This window comes from Nonomuraea sp. NPDC049504, assembly GCF_040676845.1.
Lineage (GTDB): Bacteria > Actinomycetota > Actinomycetes > Streptosporangiales > Streptosporangiaceae > Nonomuraea > Nonomuraea salmonea.
The window spans coordinates 338,398-355,794 of the sequence record NZ_JBFAPT010000003.1; the positions used below are offsets into that span (position 1 = coordinate 338,398).

Annotated in this window: 16 protein-coding genes; 6 read left to right on the forward strand and 10 right to left on the reverse strand. The window is 71.1% G+C overall.

Going from position 1 to position 17,397, the window contains the following annotated elements; translation table 11 throughout:
• Nucleotides 1–3: 3 nt before the first annotated feature.
• From AB0K28_RS08005 to AB0K28_RS08025, 5 genes are all read right to left on the reverse strand, one after another.
• Nucleotides 4–921, reverse strand: coding sequence for an ABC transporter permease (locus tag AB0K28_RS08005; RefSeq protein ID WP_345401963.1), 918 nt, complete (start codon nt 919–921; stop codon nt 4–6).
• Nucleotides 918–1,925 (reverse strand): ABC transporter permease, encoded by a 1,008-nt coding sequence (locus AB0K28_RS08010; RefSeq protein WP_364366512.1) that lies wholly within the window; start codon nt 1,923–1,925, stop codon nt 918–920. The genes AB0K28_RS08005 and AB0K28_RS08010 overlap by 4 nt, the downstream gene beginning before the upstream one ends.
• Nucleotides 1,926–1,928: 3 nt before the next feature.
• Nucleotides 1,929–3,755: an ABC transporter substrate-binding protein gene (locus AB0K28_RS08015; protein WP_345401969.1), complete on the reverse strand. Its 1,827-nt coding sequence runs from the start codon at nt 3,753–3,755 to the stop codon at nt 1,929–1,931.
• Nucleotides 3,756–3,900: 145 nt separating this feature from the next.
• Nucleotides 3,901–4,869 carry a zinc-dependent alcohol dehydrogenase family protein gene (locus AB0K28_RS08020; RefSeq protein ID WP_345409726.1) on the reverse strand — a complete coding sequence of 323 codons (969 nt, stop codon included), beginning with the start codon at nt 4,867–4,869 and terminating at the stop codon, nt 3,901–3,903.
• 4 nt (nt 4,870–4,873) lie between these two features.
• Nucleotides 4,874–6,100, reverse strand: a complete 1,227-nt coding sequence (locus tag AB0K28_RS08025) for a M20 family metallopeptidase (RefSeq protein WP_364366516.1) — start codon at nt 6,098–6,100, stop codon at nt 4,874–4,876.
• 100 nt (nt 6,101–6,200) lie between these two features.
• Between AB0K28_RS08025 and AB0K28_RS08030 the strand changes: the two genes are divergently transcribed.
• Together AB0K28_RS08030 and AB0K28_RS08035 are read left to right on the forward strand one after the other, a co-directional pair.
• The gene (locus tag AB0K28_RS08030; protein ID WP_345409727.1) at nt 6,201–6,941 is read left to right on the forward strand and encodes an HAD-IIA family hydrolase; all 741 of its coding nucleotides are present in this window, start codon (nt 6,201–6,203) and stop codon (nt 6,939–6,941) included.
• Nucleotides 6,942–7,130: 189 nt separating this feature from the next.
• Nucleotides 7,131–7,565, forward strand: coding sequence for a hypothetical protein (locus AB0K28_RS08035; protein WP_364366519.1), 435 nt, complete (start codon nt 7,131–7,133; stop codon nt 7,563–7,565).
• A 126-nt stretch (nt 7,566–7,691) separates the two neighbouring features.
• Here the strand turns inward: AB0K28_RS08035 and AB0K28_RS08040 are convergent, their stop codons facing one another.
• From AB0K28_RS08040 to AB0K28_RS08050, 3 genes are all read right to left on the reverse strand, one after another.
• Entirely contained in the window at nt 7,692–8,228 is a 537-nt protein-coding gene (locus tag AB0K28_RS08040) for an NADPH-dependent FMN reductase (protein ID WP_364366522.1), read from the reverse strand.
• A 128-nt stretch (nt 8,229–8,356) separates the two neighbouring features.
• Entirely contained in the window at nt 8,357–10,351 is a 1,995-nt protein-coding gene (locus AB0K28_RS08045; RefSeq protein ID WP_364366525.1) for an AarF/UbiB family protein, read from the reverse strand.
• Between the two features lie 83 nt (nt 10,352–10,434).
• A complete protein-coding gene (locus AB0K28_RS08050; RefSeq protein WP_364366528.1) occupies nt 10,435–11,364 on the reverse strand; it encodes an acyl-ACP desaturase in 930 nt (309 codons plus the stop codon).
• A gap of 77 nt (nt 11,365–11,441) precedes the next feature.
• On the opposite strand from AB0K28_RS08050, the gene AB0K28_RS08055 reads away from it, so the two are divergent.
• Nucleotides 11,442–11,885, forward strand: coding sequence for an NUDIX hydrolase (locus AB0K28_RS08055; protein WP_345401990.1), 444 nt, complete (start codon nt 11,442–11,444; stop codon nt 11,883–11,885).
• 93 nt (nt 11,886–11,978) lie between these two features.
• Here AB0K28_RS08055 and arfB read toward each other — a convergent pair whose 3' ends face one another.
• Complete coding sequence (gene arfB / locus AB0K28_RS08060) at nt 11,979–12,386, reverse strand: alternative ribosome rescue aminoacyl-tRNA hydrolase ArfB (RefSeq protein WP_364366531.1); 408 nt, start codon at nt 12,384–12,386, stop codon at nt 11,979–11,981.
• A 171-nt stretch (nt 12,387–12,557) separates the two neighbouring features.
• Here arfB and AB0K28_RS08065 point away from each other — a divergent pair, with 171 nt between their 5' ends.
• The 3 genes from AB0K28_RS08065 (at nt 12,558) to AB0K28_RS08075 (ending at nt 15,625) form a co-directional block, all read left to right on the forward strand.
• The gene (locus AB0K28_RS08065) at nt 12,558–13,373 is read left to right on the forward strand and encodes a hypothetical protein (protein WP_364366534.1); all 816 of its coding nucleotides are present in this window, start codon (nt 12,558–12,560) and stop codon (nt 13,371–13,373) included.
• Complete coding sequence (locus tag AB0K28_RS08070; protein WP_364366537.1) at nt 13,370–13,951, forward strand: HAD family phosphatase; 582 nt, start codon at nt 13,370–13,372, stop codon at nt 13,949–13,951. Before AB0K28_RS08065 ends, AB0K28_RS08070 begins: the two co-directional genes overlap by 4 nt.
• 129 nt (nt 13,952–14,080) lie before the next feature.
• Entirely contained in the window at nt 14,081–15,625 is a 1,545-nt protein-coding gene (locus AB0K28_RS08075; RefSeq protein WP_345401999.1) for an alkaline phosphatase D family protein, read from the forward strand.
• A 140-nt stretch (nt 15,626–15,765) separates the two neighbouring features.
• Here AB0K28_RS08075 and AB0K28_RS08080 read toward each other — a convergent pair whose 3' ends face one another.
• The gene (locus tag AB0K28_RS08080; RefSeq protein ID WP_364366540.1) at nt 15,766–17,337 is read right to left on the reverse strand and encodes an efflux RND transporter periplasmic adaptor subunit; all 1,572 of its coding nucleotides are present in this window, start codon (nt 17,335–17,337) and stop codon (nt 15,766–15,768) included.
• Between the last annotated feature and the right edge of the window lie 60 nt (nt 17,338–17,397).

Consider the following 17,397-nt stretch of genomic DNA (forward strand, 5'->3'; position numbering starts at 1 on the left):
CCTCTACTCCTCGCGCAGCCGGGGATTGAAGATCTCGTCCATGGCGTCCACCACGAGCACGATCCCGAGCGTGAGCAGCAGGATCGCCAGCAGCGGAGCCAGCAGGTAGCCCAGCGCGTTCGGCGTGATCATGGCGCCCGCCTGGAACACGGCCAGGTTGAGCATCACGCCCCAGTTGTCCGACTCGTACGGCAGCACGCCCAGAAAGAACAGGCCCACCTGCGAGTAGACCGCGCCGGTGACCGAGATGAGCATGTTCATGGCGATGTACGGCGCCATGCTCGGCAGCAGTTCCTTGCCGATGATGTGCGTCGTGGACAGGCCGAGCCCGCGCGCCGCCTCGATGAACCCGCGCTCGCGCAGCGACAGCGTCTGCGAGCGCACGGCCCGCGCCACGCCGCCCCAGCCGAGCAGGCCGAGCACGAGGCCCATCTGCACCGGGCTGCTGAAGCGCCACACGGTCGCGAGGACCAGCAGCAGCGGCAGGCCGGGGATGGTGAGCTTCATGTCGGTCAGCCGCATGAGCACGGTGTCCCAGCGGCCCCGGCGGAAACCCGAGAACAGCCCGATCGCGGTGCCGACGACGACCGTGATGACCGCGGTCACCGCGGCGGTCAGCAACACGTAGCGCGAGCCCTTGATGACCAGCGCGGTCACGTCCCGCCCCTGCGGGTCGGTGCCGAACCAGTGCTCCCAGCTCGGCGGCTGGGTGATCGCGTTGGTGTCGCCCGGCAGGTTGGCGGGCAGCAGCATGGGCCCGACGACCGCCATGATCACGAAGCCCGCGAGGATGACGACGCCGACCATGCGGCTGGGCTTGCGCCTCATCACCCGCCACACGCCGCGCCAGAAGTTGCGGCGCATGGCCGAGGCCGCCGAGCCGGTGCCCGCACCGGTCTCCGGAATGAGCGTGGCGCTCACGACGCCTCCTCTCCGCTGCGCACCCGCGGGTCGATGACCGTGTAGAACAGGTCCGCCACGATGTTGGCGATGATGGTCCCGGCCGTGATCAGCAGGAAGGCGCCGCCCATCAGGGCGTAGTCGCGGTCGGTGACGCTGCTGATCAGCAGCCAGCCGAGGCCCGGATAGTTGAAGATCTTCTCGATGAAGACCGCGCCGCCGAGCAGCAGCCCCAGTGACAGGGCGAGCATGGTGAACAGCGGCAGGATCGCGTTGCGCGCGATGTACCTGAAGACGATCGAACGCTTCATCCCGCGCAGCTCGGCGGCCAGGATGAAGTCGTCACCAAGCACGGTCACGACGCTCGACTTCATCGCCAGGATCCACCCGCCGTACGCCGACAGCGCGTACGTCAGGACCGGCAGGATCGCGTGCTCGACGAGCGAGCCGATGTAGCCGGCGTTGAACCCCGGTTCGTACAGGATGTCCACCGACCCGTCGGCGGGCAGGATGGGGATGAGCGTGGCGAAGATCACCACGAGCAGCATCGCCAGCACGTACTGCGGGATGCCGTGCAGCAGCGAGCCCGAGATGGACAGCGCGTCGCCGAGCTTGCCGGTGCGCTTGATCGCCGCGTACACGCCGAGGATGATTCCGACGAGGAAGCTCAGCAGCGTGCCGGCCAGCACCGGTAGAACGGTCCACTTGGCCGCGTCGGTCAGCACGTCGAGCACGGGGGTGCCGGGCCTGGTGACCGAGACACCGAGGTCGAGGCGGAGCAGGCCGGTGATGTACTCGCTGTACTGCTGCCACAGCGTGCCGTCCGGCTGGAAGCCGTACAGCACCTTCACCGCCTGCTGAGCCGCCTCGGGGGCCATGCCGCCCTCGATCAGCTTCTCGTAGCGGGCGGCCATGGGGTCGCCCGGGATGTTGTTGATGATGAAGAAGCTGATCGTCGCGACAACGAGGATCATGACGAACCCGCGGGCCAGGTGGCCCGCGAGTCGCCGTGCGATGGACGTCATAGGCTACTGCTTCGCCTTGATCAGACCTTGCTGGATCCACACGCCGGAGGGGAGCACGCCGGTGCCCATTCGCAGGACCTCGTCGTCGTGGGGCCAGCCGGTGAAACGGTTGTTGTTGACGAACTGCGTGTTCACGTAGTCCCAGAGCTGGATGACCGGCAGGTCCTGGTTCGCGGCCTTGGCCAGCTTCGCCATGATCGGCTTGGCGGCCTCCTCGTCGGCGGAGTTCAGCTCGGCGGTCAGCTCACCGGGGTTGATCTTCTCGCCGTCGACCTCGATCTCCTCGGGGCCGCCCATCCAGTTGTTGTTCTTGCCGGGGGCGCTGTGCGTGACCTTGCCCGCGACGTTGTTCCAGCCGTTGGAGGCGCCGTAGAGGCGCTGGAAGATGTCGTACGGCGCGGGGCCGAGCGCCATCAGCCAGAAGCCGACGTCGTACTTGCCGGCCGCCAGCTCCTCCAGGTACAGCGGGTAGTCGGCGGTCGTCACGACCTCCGCGTCCACGCCGGCCTTGATGAGCTGGCCCTTGATGTTCTCCTGCGCCGACAGCCAGTCGGAGAAGCCGGCGGGCGCGTGCATGGAGACCTTCCACGGCGTGCCGTCGGCCAGCGTCCACTTGCCGTCCTTCTTGACCAGGCCGGCTTCCTTGAACTCCGTCTCGGCCTTGGCCAGGTCCACCTTGTACGGCTCGAGCTGCGGGACCGTGTCAGGGATCCACGCCTGCGCGGCCTTCTGGTGGATGCCGCTGGTGGTGGCGGCGGCCGTGCCGCCCTCGGGCGAGGCGACCTTGGTGACCTGATCGCGGTCGATCAGGTAGGCCAGGCCCCTGCGCACGTGCACGTTGTCGTACGGCTTCTTGGTCTGGTTGAAGGCCATGCCCACGGCCACCGGCGAGTAGCCCTTGATGACCTCGTTGCCGGAGGCGGCCTTGATCCGGTTCATCACGTCCGTCGGCGCGGCGGTGAACCCGGCGTGGTCGAGCTTGCCGGCGGTGAGGTAGTTCCAGATCTGCTCGTTGCCGGTGTAGTTGAGGAACTTCACCTGCGAAGGAGCGACGTTGGCGGCGTTGAAGAAGTACTTGTTCTTGACCAGCAGCGCCTCGGAGGGGTTGACCCGCTCCAGCACGAACGGGCCGGCGGAGACGTCCTTCGGCGGGGCGAAGGCGATGACCTTCTCGCCCAGGGACGAGATCTCCTCACGGGCCTTCTCGGCCTCGGCGCCGTCGCCGCGCGCGGCCTTGAGCTTGTCCCAGAAGTCGGCGGGGAGCACACTGCTCCACACGTGCGCCGGCAGGATCGTGGTGTCCAGCACGCCGCGGGCGAACTTGGGGCTCGGGTTGGCCATGTCCTGCGTGATCTTCACCGTCTGCGGGTCGACCACTTCGACCTCCGCGGCGGCGCCCGCCGCGCCCGGGGTGGTCGAGAACGCCGTGCTGCCCTGCGTGTAGGCGATGCCGATGGACATCTTGACGTCCTCGGCCGTGACCGGCTTGCCGTCGGACCACTTCGCGTTGGGCTGCAACTTCAACGTGATCGCGGAGTTGTCGTCCGCGAGCTCCCAGCTCGCCGCAAGACCAGGCAGGGCCTTGTTCGGGTCGGTCAGGTGGTTGACGACCCAGCCCAGCTTCATGGAGCTGTAGCCGGGGAAGGAGTTGCCCTTCGGGTTGTACGGGTTGGCCGGCGCCGACGCCTCAAGGCCCGGCCTGTTCACGTCGATCGTGGTGAAGAGCCCGCCTCCACCGCCCGAGCCGGACTTGTTGGTGGTGCCACCGCTGCACGCCGCAGTCGCGGTGGCAAGACCCAGCAACGCCACTACCGCTGCCAGTCGCTTCATTTGCCGCTCCGGGGGATGTCTCTAGGGATTGACCGGACATTACGATCGCGCCAGATCGGCGTCAATAATCTCCAGCGGTTGTGAGGCTAATGTAACTTTCCTTCATGAGTGTAGGAAGTGACGCTAAGCGCCATCAAGTAAAACCTCAGGTCAACACCAAGACGGCCGCCCCGTTGACCCGGTCGGCGGCCAGGTCGGACAGCGCCCTGTCCGCCTCCTCGAACGGATAGGCCACCGCCGACACCCTGGGCGGATGCGACAGGGCCAGCTCGAGGTAGGCGTGCCCGTCGGCCCTGGTGTTGGCCGTCACGCTGCGCAGCGTGCGTTCCTGGAACAGGTGCCGGTCGTAGTCGAGCGCCGGGACGTCGGTGAGGTGGATGCCCGCCACGGCGAGCGTCCCGCCCCGGTCGAGCGCCTCAAGCGCGGGCGGCACCAGCGTGCCGACGGGCGCGAACAGGATCGCCGCGTCCAGCGGCTCGGGCGGCCGGTGCGCGTCCGCGGAGGCCGCGCCCAGCTCAAGCGCCAGCCTACGTGCTTGTTCCGACCGCGTGACCACGTGCAACGTGGCCCCGCGCGCGATCGCCGCCTGCGCGGTCAGATGCGCCGACGAGCCGAAGCCGTAGATGCCGAGCCGCCCCTCCTGCGGCAGGTCGCACCTGGCCAGCGCCCGGTAGCCGATGATGCCCGCGCACAGCAGCGGCGCCAGCCACTCGGCCGGGCGGTCGCCGGGCAGCGGATAGACGTAGTCCTCGCGGGCGACGAGGTACTCGGCGTAGCCGCCGTCGGCGTCCCACCCCGTGTACGTCGAGGCGGGACACAGGTTCTCCATGCCCCTGCGGCAGTACCGGCACCGGCCGCAGGTCGAGCGCAGCCACGCCACGCCCACCCGCCTGCCGGTCCCTTCGATCCTGCCGACCACCTGGTGCCCGGGCGTGGTGCGCGGCCGGCGCGGCTCCAGGTCGCCCTCCGCGAGGTGCAGGTCCGTACGGCACACCGCGCACGCCTCCACCTTCACCAGGACCTCGCCGGGCCCCGGCACGGGCGCCTCCCGCTCGATCAGCCGCAGCGGCCCCGACGTGATCGGTCCAGGCCGCTCCACCACCCAGGCACGCATGTGGTCACCCCTTATCTCCGTTCGCCGCCTCCTGCGCCAGCCTGGAGGCCGCCAGCGAGGCGTACAGCGCGGCGCCGTCCGGCAGCACCGCGTCGTCGAAGAGCGCGTCGGGGGAGTGGTTGTAGGGGGCGGTCACCGGGTCGCGGTCCGGCGGGCAGGCGCCCAGGAACACGAACGCGCCCGGCACGTTCTCCAGCACGTACGAGAAGTCCTCCGAGCCCATGATCGGGTTGGGCGAGACGGCGTAGCGGCCGGGCCCGAACAGCTCGTCGGCCGTCGCGCCGGCGAACTCCGCCTCGGTCCTGTCGTTCACCGTCACCGGGTAGCCCATCGCGAACGACGGCTCCACGCCCAGCCCGTACGCCGCCGCGATGCCCTCCACGACCTCCACCAGCCGCCGCTTGGCCAGCGCCCTGTTCTCCTTGCTGAAGGTCCGCAGCGTCGCCTCGAAGTGCGCCTCGTCGGGGATCACGTTGTCGGCCGAGCCGGCCTGGAACCTGCCCACCGTCACCACGACCGGGTCGAAGACGTTGAACGTCCTGGTCACCATGGTCTGCAGCGACGTCACCATCTCGCAGGCCGCCTGGATCGGGTCGAGCGACAGGTGCGGCGTCGAGCCGTGCCCGCCGCGCCCCTTCACCGTCACCTTGAACGTGTCGGCCGCCGCCATCAGCGGCCCGGGCCGCGACGCGAACAGCCCCTGCGGCAGGACCGACGACACCACGTGCATCCCGTACGCCGCCACCGGCCGGGCGCCCGCCGCCTCCAGCACGCCCTCCTCGATCATGCGCTTGGCGCCGTCGTGGCCCTCCTCGCCCGGCTGGAACATGAAGATCACGTCACCGGCCAGCTCGTCGCGCCGCCCGCTCAGCAGGTGCGCCGCCCCCACCAGCATCGCCGTGTGCAGGTCGTGGCCGCAGGCGTGCATCTGGCCCGGCACCTGGGAGACGTACGGCAGGTCGTTCTTCTCGGCCACCGGCAGCGCGTCCATGTCGCCACGCAGGAGCACCGCGGGTCCCTGCTGTCCACCGGGCCTGCCACCTCGCAGCACCGCCGTCACCGAGCTGAGCGCGGAGCCGGTCGTGATCTCCAGCGGCAGCCCCTCCAGGGCCGCGAGCACCTTCTCCTGGGTGCGCGGCAGGTGCAGGCCGATCTCGGGGGTGGTGTGCAGGGAGTGCCTGAGCTGGACGATCTCGTCCCGCATGTCCTGGGCGGTTTCAGTGAACGACATGAGCAACATTGTTCACCTGCCGGGCGGGAAGTCGATAAGGCGCGCTCGGTACGATGAACGCGTGACTCAGCGTAAGCGGATCGACTCCTGGTTGTCCGACATGGACGGCGTTCTCGTACACGAAGGGCGGCCGGTCCCAGGTGCGGACGAATTCATCAAAAGACTCAGCGAGTCGGGCCGGAAGTTCCGGGTCCTGACCAACAACTCGATCTACACCCAGCGCGACCTGTCCGTACGCCTCGCGGGCGCCGGGCTCGACGTGCCCGCCGAGTCCATCTGGACCTCCGCCCTGGCCACCGCCCAGTTCCTCGACGACCAGCGGGCCGGCGGGTCGGCGTACGTGATCGGCGAGGCCGGGCTGACCACGGCGCTGCACGAGGTCGGCTACGTGCTGACCGACCTCGACCCCGACTACGTGGTGCTCGGCGAGACCCGCACCTACAGCTTCACTCAGATCACCCGCGCCATCCGGCTCATCGAGGGCGGCGCGCGCTTCATCGCCACCAACCCCGATCCCATCGGCCCCTCCACCGAGGGCTCGCTGCCGGCCTGCGGCGCCGTCGCCGCCATGATCACCAAGGCCACGGGCGTGGAGCCGTACTTCGTGGGCAAGCCCAACCCGCGCATGATGCGCAGCGCGCTCAACGAGATCGAGGCCCACAGCGAGACCACGGCCATGATCGGCGACCGCATGGACACCGACATCGTCTCGGGCATGGAGGCCGGGCTGTTCACCATCCTCGTGCTCACCGGCGTCACCCAGCGGCACGAGATCGACCGCTTCCCCTACCGTCCCTCCCTGATCGTCGACTCGGTCGCCGACCTCATCGAGCTCATCTGAGGCCCGCGGGACGGGCTCAGGAGGAAAAACCTGCACCCGCTTCCCGCCGTCGTTCCCGCCGTCGAGAGGGGTTCGAGGGGCGCGAGAGGAAAGAAGCACACCCGCGCTTTTCCTCCGCTCCGCGCCCCCGTCCCGCGGCTGCGACGATGGCAGCAAGCAAGAGCGCAGAGCGTGAGGGGGCGGAGGCAGGTGGACGTACGCGCGGAGGTCCTCGACCTGAAACTCCGGGTCGAGGATCTCGAGACGGCCCTGGAGCAGGCCGGGCCCGAACAGCAGATCGGTCTCATGCGGGAGGTCCTCAACCTCTCGGAGCGGCTGCAGGCCGAGATCACCACGCTGCGGGCCGAGCTGGCCCGTGCCCGTGGCGAGATCGGCGAGGAGTTCGCCGCGGTCGGCACGGAGATCGCGGGCGTGCGCAGGGAGGTCGCCTCCCGGCCTGCCGCCGAGACCCCCGAGACGGCCGAAACCGCTGAGGGCGCCGAGCCCGGGGCGGACGTGCGGGCGGAGATCGCCGTCGAGTTCGCCGTCGTCCGGTCGGAGATCCAGCGCGAGTTCGACTTCCTGCGCTCCGAGGTCCTCGACCTGAGCATCAAGCTGGAGCGCCTGCAGCGGCGCGAGCACTGACCGCATCACAGCGCCGTCAGAGGGGCCGGCAGTCAGAGGGGCTGTAGGAGGGGCCGTCGGAGGTGCCGTCACAGCGCTTTCACAGGGTCGTCACAGGGGTCGTCACAGGGGTCGTCACAGGGGCCGTTACAGGGCCGACAGCACCGGCTCCATGACCTCGGCGGGGCACAGCTGGCGGATCACTCGCCGCACCTGGTCGCGCAGGTCGGCCGAGGTCAGGTGGCCGTCCTCGTCGAAGTGCGGGCAGGCCGGCGAGATCACCAGCTCGGCCCCCATCACCACGGCGCCCGCCCCGAGCAACTGCTTGTACAGCTCCGCCTGCGCCCACATGGCCCCGCAGGCCCGCGCGCTCGCGCTCATCACCCCGACGTGCTTGCCCGACAGCCCGTCCCGCGCGGACATCCAGTCCAGTGCGTGGGTCAGCTCCATCGGCAGCAGGCTGTGCTCGGGAGCCGTCAGCAGGATCGCGTCGCTCCCCGCGACCATCGAGACCAGCTCCCGCGCCGGCCCCGGGACGGTCCCCGGCTGGTACGGCGGGATGTCGCCCAACCCCTGCCACACCTCGAAACACACGTTCTCCGGCAATTCGCCGCCTGCCGCGTCCAGCAATCTGGTGATGAATGACCCCGCGTGGAGACTGGCGGCGATCCCGATGATTTTCACCCACTGCTCCCAAGGGGTTCCGGTGTTACCGGGAACCTGCCCGATGCCGCGGATGTCCAAGACCATGCCGAAGTCAAGAGGCGCACAGTTCTCCCCGAACTCGGCGAGCTTGTGCGGGGATGTCCCGACTACCGGTCGTCGGAGGCGCGGGGGCGGCGGAAGATCAGCGCCAGCACCCGCAAGCCCAGGATCGCCGCGACCATCAGCAGGTTGTAGCCGATGAGCTGCAGCAGCGTCGTCGAGCCCACCAGCGCGGGCCCGCCGTCCGTGGTCAGCAGGATGACCGCCATCACCCCCGCCGTCGAGCCCAGCACCGTCAGCAGCACCTGGTGCAGCAGGCCCGTCACGTAGCGGCGGTCACGGTCGTCGGCGAGCAGCCGCACGTTCATGCTGAAGCGGCCGTGCTCGGCGGCGCTGGCGATGCGCTCGATCCGGCGCGGCAGGCGGCGCAGCATCGGCACCAGGGCGGTCAGCTCCTGGGTCAGCGACTCGCGGATCGTCTCCGGCGTGACCTGCTCCGACAGGTAGCGTCCCGCGAACGCGCGGGCCTCGCCGATCAGGTTGAAGCCGGGCGACAGGCGCACCAGCGTGCCCTCCAGCGTGGCCAGCGCGCGGAAGACGGCGGCCACCTCGGGCGGGATCGACAGGCCGTACTCCGAGACGATCTTGAACAGGTCGGTGAACAGCTGCGCGCTGTCCAGGCCGGGGCCCAGGTGCCTGGCCATGAACTGGCCCAGGGCCCGCTCCAGCGCCGGCTCGTCGATCTCCTCGGGGCGCGGCACCACCTCCAGGAGCGCGTCCGTGACGCCCAGCGGGTCCTGGCGGTTCATGGCGAGCAGGAAGCGCTGCAGCGCCGCGCGTACGGAGCCGTCGAGCCGGCCCACCGAGCCGAAGTCGAGCAGGCCCAGCGTGCCGTCCTCCAGCAGCATGAGGTTGCCCGGGTGCGGGTCGGCGTGGAAGACGCCCTCGATGAGGATCTGCCTGAGCAGGCAGTCGAGCAGGTCGCGGGCCAGGCGCGGGCCCTCGGCGGGGTCGGCGGCGGTGACCGGGCGTCCCGACAGCCGCTCCATGACCAGCACCCGCTCCGAGCACATGGCGCTGATCGGCGCGGGATACGCGACGCTCGCTCCGCCGCCGTGGTCCTCCCCGGAGCCTCCTGAGGCGCGGGCGGCCGAGACGGCGGCCATGTTGGCGGCCTCGACGCCGAAGTCCAGTTCCTCCCTGATCGCCGTGGCGAAGCCCTCGGCCAGGTCGCGCAGGCCGAGCGAGCGGCCCCAGCGAGTCCTGCCCTCCAGCGTGGCGGCCAGCCGCCGGACGATCTCCAGGTCCTGGCCGAGGACCGCCTCGATGCCCGGCCGGCGTACCTTGACCACGACCTCGCGGCCCGAGTGCAGCCGGGCGGCGTGCACCTGGCCGATGGAGGCGGCGGCGAGCGGCGTACGGTCGAACGCGGCGAACACCTCCTCCACCGGCCCGCCCAGCTCCGCGCGCAGCACCGGCTCGACCTGCTCCCACGGGGCGGGGGCGACCTGGTCCTGCAGCCGTCCGAGCTCCTCGACGAACTCGGCGGGCAGCAGGTCGCGCCGGGTGGACAGCACCTGCCCGAGCTTGACGAACGTCACCCCGCCGTCGTCCAGCGCGGCCCGCAGCGACGCGGCCAGGCGGAGCTTGCCCGAGCGGTCGTCCAGCCGTTCGCCCCTGCCGCGCAGGTAGGGGCCGAGTCCGTGCCGGACGGCGATCCTGGTGATCTGCGAATAACGCCTGGTCCTGGACAACCGGCCGCGTACGGACCGCGCCAGCTCCAGCGGCCCCGGCACCGAGCCGGGCGGCACCAGCGCCTCGGCCAGCACGAGCATGGCCATGGGGATCAGCACCATGGCCATGAGGACGAGCAGGAGTACTCCCAGGGCGGCCGCGTCGGGCGGCTGAGTGCCGTCCATGGGGCCGACCATGGCCATGATCGGCTCCAGCACCGGCTGGGCGAGCGCGAACGCGACCAGCGCGGCCAGGAATGTGCGCAGCGCGCCGAAGCGGACATCCAGCAGCCGCTGCGTCACGACCGCGAGGAGCATGATCGTCAGTAGCGTGGCGATCCCGACGGCGACCGTGGTGGGAAAGTCCATGGGCCAGGATCCTCCCATGCCGCCGCTACTGCGGTGCCATGCCCCTCTTCATGATGTTCTGTACGCTTCTGCGCCCCTGCGGGTTACTTCTGGGCGGCCTCGCGGGCGCGGCGGGCCTCGCGGCGCTCGACGAAGCGGGCGGCCGTGGCGTCCGTCCTGGCCAGGAACGCGGACAGCTCCTCGCGCGCCTTCTCACCCTCGGCGTCCAGCCCCGTCTTGTCGAACACCGACCACTGCCGCAGCACCGGCATGAGCACGTCGTCCAGGTGCAGGCGCAGGTCGTAGATGCCCTCGTGGGCGATGATCAGCGACTTGCGGGCGAAGCCCTCCATGCCCTGGCCGGGCATCTGGAAGGTGGTCACGACGTCGGTCACCGCGCGCATGGTCTGGTTGGGGTCGAGCTCGAAGGCCGCCTTCAGGAGGTTGCGGTAGAAGAGCATGTGCAGGTTCTCGTCGGCGGCGATCCTCGCCAGCAGCCGCTCGCAGCCCTCGTCGCCGGAGGCCCTGCCGGTGTTGCGGTGGGCGATGCGGGTGGCCAGCTCCTGGAAGGAGACGTACGCGAGCTGCTGGAGCATCGTGCTGTACTCGGTGACGAAGCCCTGCTCCATGTGCCGCATGCGGGCGCGCTCCAGCGCCACCGGGTCCACGGCGCGGGTGACGGTGAGGTAGTCGCGGATGGCGGTGCCGTGACGGTCCTCCTCGGCGGTCCACCGGTGCACCCAGGTGCCCCAGGCGCCGTCGCGGCCGAACGTCGTGGCGATCTCGTGGTGATAGCTGGGCAGGTTGTCCTCGGTCAGGAGGTTGACGATGAGCGACACCCTGGCGGCCTCGGGGATCTTGGAGTCGCCCTCCTGCCATGCCTCGCCCCCGTAGATGCCGTCGAAGTCGCGGCCTTCGCTCCACGGGATGTACTCGTGCGGGAACCACTCTTTGGCCATCTTCTCGTGGCGGTCGAGTTCGCCGGCCACCACCGGCTCGAGCTCGTGCAGCAGCTCCGTCTGAGACATCGCCATAAAAGATCTTCTCCTTCAGGTTACGGTACCGTAGGTTAGGCTACCGGAAGGACATACCGGTCAAATAGGGTGGATGTATGCGACCAAGTGTCCGCGGTGTCCTGCTCGACCACGACGATCGGCTCGTCCTGTTCCGGCGTACGGTGCCGGGACGCGCGCGCTACTGGACGGTGCCGGGCGGGCACGTCGAGCCCGAGGACGACACACTGGAGGACACCCTGCACCGGGAGCTCCTGGAGGAGCTGGGCGCGACGGTCTTCGCGGTGCGTCACCTGGTCACCGTGTCCTACCCCTGGCAGGGCGAGGTCAAGACCCAGCACGTGTACGGCTGCCGCCTGCTGAGCATGGACTCCAAGCTACGCCACGGGCCGGAGTTCGATGACCCGGCGCGCGGTCTGTACGAGGTGGAGCACGTCCGGCTGCACCGTTCGGAGCTGTTCGCGCGCAACCTCATCCCGCAGGCCGTGGCCGGCTACCTCTCGGCCACCATCACCACCCTGCCCCGCCTCATCGGCACCTGACCTCGGGAGCGCGCCCGCCGATGAAGGGGCGGGCGGTGGGGAGACGGGCGGGAAGCCTGGAAGGTCCCCGGAAGCTCACTGGACGCGGGGGCGTCAGGGTTCGCGGCGCAGGCGCTTGAGGCCGGAGCGGTGCTTCTTGGCGGCGATGCGCCGTTCCACCGAGCCGCGGCTCGGCTTGGTCGGCCGCCGGCGCTTGGGCGGCGGCGCGATGGCCTCGCGCAGCCGCTGCGCGAGCCGGTGCGCGGCGGCCTCGCGGTTGCGCAGCTGGGAGCGGTACTCCGAGGCGGCGATGGTGATCGTGCCGGTGCCGAGCCGGTCGAGGGCGCGCGCCTTGAGCGCGGGCGGCAGCGCCGTGGTCGCGGACAGGTCGAAGGTCAGCTCCACCCGGCTGTCGGTGGTGTTGACGCCCTGGCCACCGGGGCCCGAGGAACGCGAGAAGCGCCACACGAGCTCGGCGTCGGGGATGACGACGGCGTCGTTGACGACCAGCGGGCCGGGCATGGTGGGGAGCTCCTGTTCGCGATGCGCTCTTTCTTACGACATGTCACCGTATATGGACGGCATATACCGCCCGCAATCACATTTTCCCGCCGCGAGTGCTCGTTGACACTCCGCCGGACGGCCACGTATGCCACTATCGCGCGGAAGAAGCACGGGGTTGGGGAGGGCGCGGTGTCCGGCATCGTCGGCGTGCACGGGATCGGCAAGTACGACTACTACCTCAGAGCCGGACGGTCGGTGCCCGGCGCCGAGACGGCCATGCGCCGCAAGTGGGACCGCTACCTGCACGCGGCGCTCGGCGGCGAGACGCGGCCGTACTTCTCGGAGATCGCCTACTTCTCCCACCTCCTGAACGACGGCGCCGACCTCGGCGAGGCCCCCAAGGCCGCCATGGAGCTCCAGGCGCAGGAGGTCCTCGCCGGCTGGGCCAGGAACCTCGGGCTCGGCGAGCACGTCACGGGCGCGCTCAAGTCGGTCACCGGCTGGCTGCTGGACAGGCTGGACGAGCGGTCGGCGGCGTTCGCCAAGCTGTTCGCGCCCGAGGTGGCCGCCTACCTCACCGACAAGGGCCGCCGCGAGAAGTGCCGGCAGGCCGTGGCCGACGTCATCAGGCGCAACCGCCCCCGGATCGTCATCGCGCACTCGCTGGGCAGCGTGGTGACGTACGAGGCGCTGTGGGCCTGCCCCGACCTCGAGGCGGACCTGCTCGTCACCCTCGGCAGCCCTCTCGGCATGCGCAACGTCGTCTTCGAGCACCTCCTGCCCGCCCCCGTCAACGGGCGCGGCGAGCGCCCGCCCGGCGTGCGGCGCTGGGTGAACATCTCCGACAAGGACGACATCGCCGCCATCCCGCCCGCCCTCGCCGGCTGCTTCACCGGCGTCGACGCGGAAGAGCTGGTCAACCTCGACTGGATCGACTTCCACACCGCCGAGAAATACCTGGGCTGCCCGGCGCTCGGCCCGCATCTGCGACCATTCCTCGCATGACATGGATCGTGTTCGACTACGGCGGCGTGCTCTCCCTGCCCCAGTCGGCGGACGACGCCGACGCGATGGCGCGGGCGGTGGGCGCCGAGCCCGGAGCGTTCAGGCGCGGCTACTGGGAGCATCGCCTCGCCTTCGACCGGGCCGACCTGAGCCCGCACGCGTACTGGAGCGCCGTGCTGGGCCGGGCCGCCGCGCCCGCCGAGGTCGCGCGGCTGGTCGCCATGGACGTCTCGAGCTGGGCCAACCCCGACAGAGGCACGGTCGCGCTGCTCGGCGAGCTGCTCGACGCCGGCCGTGACGTGGCGCTGCTGTCGAACGCGCCCGTCTGCGTCGGCGACGGCCTCGACCAGCTGCCCTGGATCGCGGCGATCGGCCACCGCTACTACAGCGGGCGGATGGGCCTGGTCAAACCCGACAAGGAGATCTACGACGCGCTGGCGCGCGGGCTCGACGCCGATCCGTCCGACATCGTCTTCGTCGACGACCGGGAGGAGAACGTCGAGGGCGCCCTGCGGGCCGGGCTGCGCGCGGTGCACTTCACCGACGCCGCCGCCCTGCGCGCGTCCCTGGCCGGCTGAGGTGCGGCGGCCGCCGTTCACGAGGGCTTCACCTCGCGTACGCGGTGGCCGCGTACCGACCGGTGCTGTTCATCCTGGCTTGACTCCGCTGTCACGGCGGAGTCAGACCGGGAGGCGATACCTGGGAGCGTGGACCGCAGAGCCTTCCTGACAGCGGCGACAGCCGGCCTCCTCGTCTCCTCGCCCGCCCTCCCGGCGGCCGCGACCTCCAGAACGCTCAAGACCGACCCCTTCACCCTCGGCGTCGCCTCGGGAGACCCCTCCACCGACGGCTTCGTGCTGTGGACCCGACTGGCCGCCGACCCCCTCGGCGGCGACGGGCGCGGCGGCATGCCGTCCCGCGACGTCGAGGTGGCCTGGCAGGTCGCCGCCGACGAACGGTTCCGCGGGATCGTCAGGTCCGGCACCGCCACCGCCCGCGCCCGCGACGCGCACAGCGTGCACGTCGAGCTGAAGGGGCTGGAGCCGGGGCGCGAATACTTCTACCGCTTCAAGAGCGAGGGCAGGCTGTCGCCGGCCGGGCGCACCCGTACGACGCCGGTGGGGGAGACGCCGCTGCACTTCGCCGTCGCCGCGTGCGCCCACTACGAGCACGGCTTCTACACCGCCTACCGCCGCCTCGCCGAGCAGGAGCCGCAGCTGGTGGTGTTCCTCGGCGACTACATGTACGAGTACGGCCCCAGCGGCTACACCGCCCTCGCCGGCCGCGTCCGCACCCACACGCCCGGCAAGTGCCGCACCCTGGCCGACTACCGGCTGCGTCACGCCCAGTACAAGAGCGACCCCGACCTCCAGGCGGCCCACGCGGTGGCGCCGTGGCTGGTGGCGTTCGACGACCACGAGGTGGAGAACAACTGGGCCGGCCACGTCTCCAGCACCGGCGCGCCCGGCTTCGAGCAGCGGCGGGCGCAGGCGTTCCGCGCGTACTACGAGAACATGCCGCTGCGCCGCGCCAGCCTCCAGGGCGCGGTGCTGCGGGTGAACCGGCGGGTCTCCTGGGGCACGCTGGCCCGCTTCCACCTGCTCGACACCCGGCAGTTCCGCGACGACCAGGCGTGCCTCGACGGCGTGCGGGCCGGGTGCGACGACCGGCTCGACGACCGGCGTACGCTGCTCGGCGCCGGCCAGTGGCGCTGGCTGGAGCGCGGCCTGGACGCCTCCACCGCCCGCTGGAACCTGCTCGGGCAGCAGATCATGGTGGCGCAGCGCGACTTCAGGACCGGGCCGGGGCGCGAGGTCAACCTCGACTCCTGGGACGGCTACGCCGCCGAGCGCACCCGCCTGCTGACCGCCCTGGGCCGTACCGCCAACCCCGTGGTGCTGACCGGCGACGCCCACATGCACCACCTGGCCGAGCTCAAGACCGACTTCGACGACCCCGACTCGCCGGTGGTGGCCAGGGAACTGGTGGCGTCGTCGATCGCCAGCGACGGCGACGGGTACCGCGACCGTACGTGGATCTCCGAGGCGTTGCAGGAGAACCCGCACTTCTCCTACATCGACCAGCGGCGCGGCTACCTGATGGGGCGGCTGACCAGGGACGAGTTGTCGGTGGACTTCCGCACCCTCGACTACATCTCCCGCAGAGGCGCCCCCGCGAAGACCTCCCACCGCCTCACCGTCCCGGCGGCACAGGATCGCTCCGCCGCCGCCCAAGCCGCGCCACCGGCCTGACCTGAAGAGTTGCTGAAGGCCGCCTGCGAGTTCGCTCAATCGGGTGGGGGGTCGGCCGGGCCCCGGCGTGGCAGGTTTCGCCGGGGCCCGGCCGGTGACCGGGCCGGGCGCGCGGGTGGCGGGCGCCCGGCCCGGCCGGCTCAAGTGCCGGGCCAGCTCGCGTCGGGGAACTCGCCCGACGTGCCGCCCGGCATGACCACCTGGTCCCGTTCGCTCAGCCCCGAGGTGACCTGCACGTACTGGTCGCCGCGCACCCCCGTGCGGACGACCTTGGCCGAGTCCCTGCCGCCGGCGCGCACGGTGACGACCTGCGTCCCGTCGGAACGGCTGCGCACCGCGGACGCCGGCACGTAAAGGGCGTCCCTGGCCTCGCCCGTGGTGATCGTCACCGACGCGGTCTGCCCGAGCATGAGCCCGGCGGGCGGCTCGTCGAAGGCCAGCGTCACCGCATACCTGACCAGCCGGTCGGACACGGTGGCGGACGGCGCGACGGCCGTGACCGTGCCCGTGTACCGCTCGCCCGCGCGGGTCGCCAGCGTGATCGCGGCGTGCTGGCCGACCGTCAGCCGGTTCACGTCGGACTCGGTGACCATGGCCCGGACCTGCAGCTCGTCCAGGTCGCCCAGCGTGATGAAGGTGCCGGTGCCCGCCTTGTCGCCGCTCGCGCCCGCGACCGACAGCACCGTGCCCGCCACGGGGGCGACGATCCTGGCCGCCCGTACGGCGTCCGCGGCCTGCTCGACGGCGGCCTCGGCGCGGTCCACGTTCACGGCGGCCTGCTCGGCGCTGAGCCCGCCCTTGCCCGTCGAGCCCTTGGTGCCGCCCGTCCTGGCCTGCCGGGTCCCGGTCCTGGCGCACTCACCCGGCCTGGACGTCTTGGGCTGCCTCACTACCGTCGGCCTCGCGCTGGTGGCGGCCTTCCTTGACGGCTTCGGGGACGCGGTCGGCGAAGGCTCCGGGGTGTCGTCCACACCGACCACCCCCGGGGTGTCGTCACCGGGAAGGCCCCGCAGGCCGCCGTCGGACGGGTCAGGCGTGGGCACGGCGGGCGGGGGAGCGGCGGTGACGGGCGCGGTGACCGTGGCCGTCACCGTCGCGGTGGCCGTCACGGTGGCCGACGCGGTGGTCGTCGCGGTGACGGTGACGGTCGGCTGCGGCTCGGGGAGATCGGTCGGCTCAGGGCCGTGCGTGCGGGTCGGATGCGGGCTGAACGGCGCCTCGGGGCCGAGGACGGCACCGGCGGCGGGCACGCAGCCTGTCCCCGCGGTCCCACCGCCGGTGGCTTCAGGGGCGGCCTCGGCGGCCGCGGTGGTTTCCGGGGCGGTGGCGGCTGCCGGGGCGGTGGTGGCTGAGGAGGCTTGGTCCAGGGCCTCTTCGGCGGCGGCCAGGTCGGCCTTGGCCGCCTCGTACGCCTCCCGCGCCGCCCGCCCGTCGATCCTGGCCAGCACCTGGCCCTTGCGCACCTTGACCCCGGCCTCGACGTACACCTTCGTCACCGTCCCGGGCGAGCCGAACGCCAGGTCGCGGCGGGAGCCGTCCACGGTGTTGCCCGCCGCGCTGACCGAGGCCGTGACCTGCCCGCGCTGTGCGGCGGCCAGCCGTACCTGGGCGGCCGGCCGGGGATCGTCGCGCAGCGCCAGCGCCAGCGCGAGGCCGGACCCGGCCACGAGCACGGCGAGGGCGAGCCCGCCCAGCACGAATCTCGGTCTCATGAGGGGACATCCTGGCCGAGCAGGTTGGCGGCAGCCTGCGCGCACCCTCAGAGTTTCCTG

What these genes read in the sequence shown, in the direction of transcription:
- AB0K28_RS08010 (WP_364366512.1), bottom strand. Translation starts at nt 1,925, where the DNA reads ATGACGTCCATCGCACGGCGACTCGCGGGCCACCTGGCCCGCGGGTTC.
- AB0K28_RS08015 (WP_345401969.1), bottom strand. Translation starts at nt 3,755, where the DNA reads ATGAAGCGACTGGCAGCGGTAGTGGCGTTGCTGGGTCTTGCCACCGCG.
- AB0K28_RS08020 (WP_345409726.1), bottom strand. Translation starts at nt 4,869, where the DNA reads ATGCGTGCCTGGGTGGTGGAGCGGCCTGGACCGATCACGTCGGGGCCG.
- AB0K28_RS08025 (WP_364366516.1), bottom strand. Translation starts at nt 6,100, where the DNA reads ATGTCGTTCACTGAAACCGCCCAGGACATGCGGGACGAGATCGTCCAG.
- AB0K28_RS08030 (WP_345409727.1), top strand. Translation starts at nt 6,201, where the DNA reads ATGGACGGCGTTCTCGTACACGAAGGGCGGCCGGTCCCAGGTGCGGAC.
- AB0K28_RS08045 (WP_364366525.1), bottom strand. Translation starts at nt 10,351, where the DNA reads ATGGACTTTCCCACCACGGTCGCCGTCGGGATCGCCACGCTACTGACG.
- AB0K28_RS08050 (WP_364366528.1), bottom strand. Translation starts at nt 11,364, where the DNA reads ATGGCGATGTCTCAGACGGAGCTGCTGCACGAGCTCGAGCCGGTGGTG.
- AB0K28_RS08055 (WP_345401990.1), top strand. Translation starts at nt 11,442, where the DNA reads ATGCGACCAAGTGTCCGCGGTGTCCTGCTCGACCACGACGATCGGCTC.
- arfB (WP_364366531.1), bottom strand. Translation starts at nt 12,386, where the DNA reads ATGCCCGGCCCGCTGGTCGTCAACGACGCCGTCGTCATCCCCGACGCC.
- AB0K28_RS08070 (WP_364366537.1), top strand. Translation starts at nt 13,370, where the DNA reads ATGACATGGATCGTGTTCGACTACGGCGGCGTGCTCTCCCTGCCCCAG.
- AB0K28_RS08080 (WP_364366540.1), bottom strand. Translation starts at nt 17,337, where the DNA reads ATGAGACCGAGATTCGTGCTGGGCGGGCTCGCCCTCGCCGTGCTCGTG.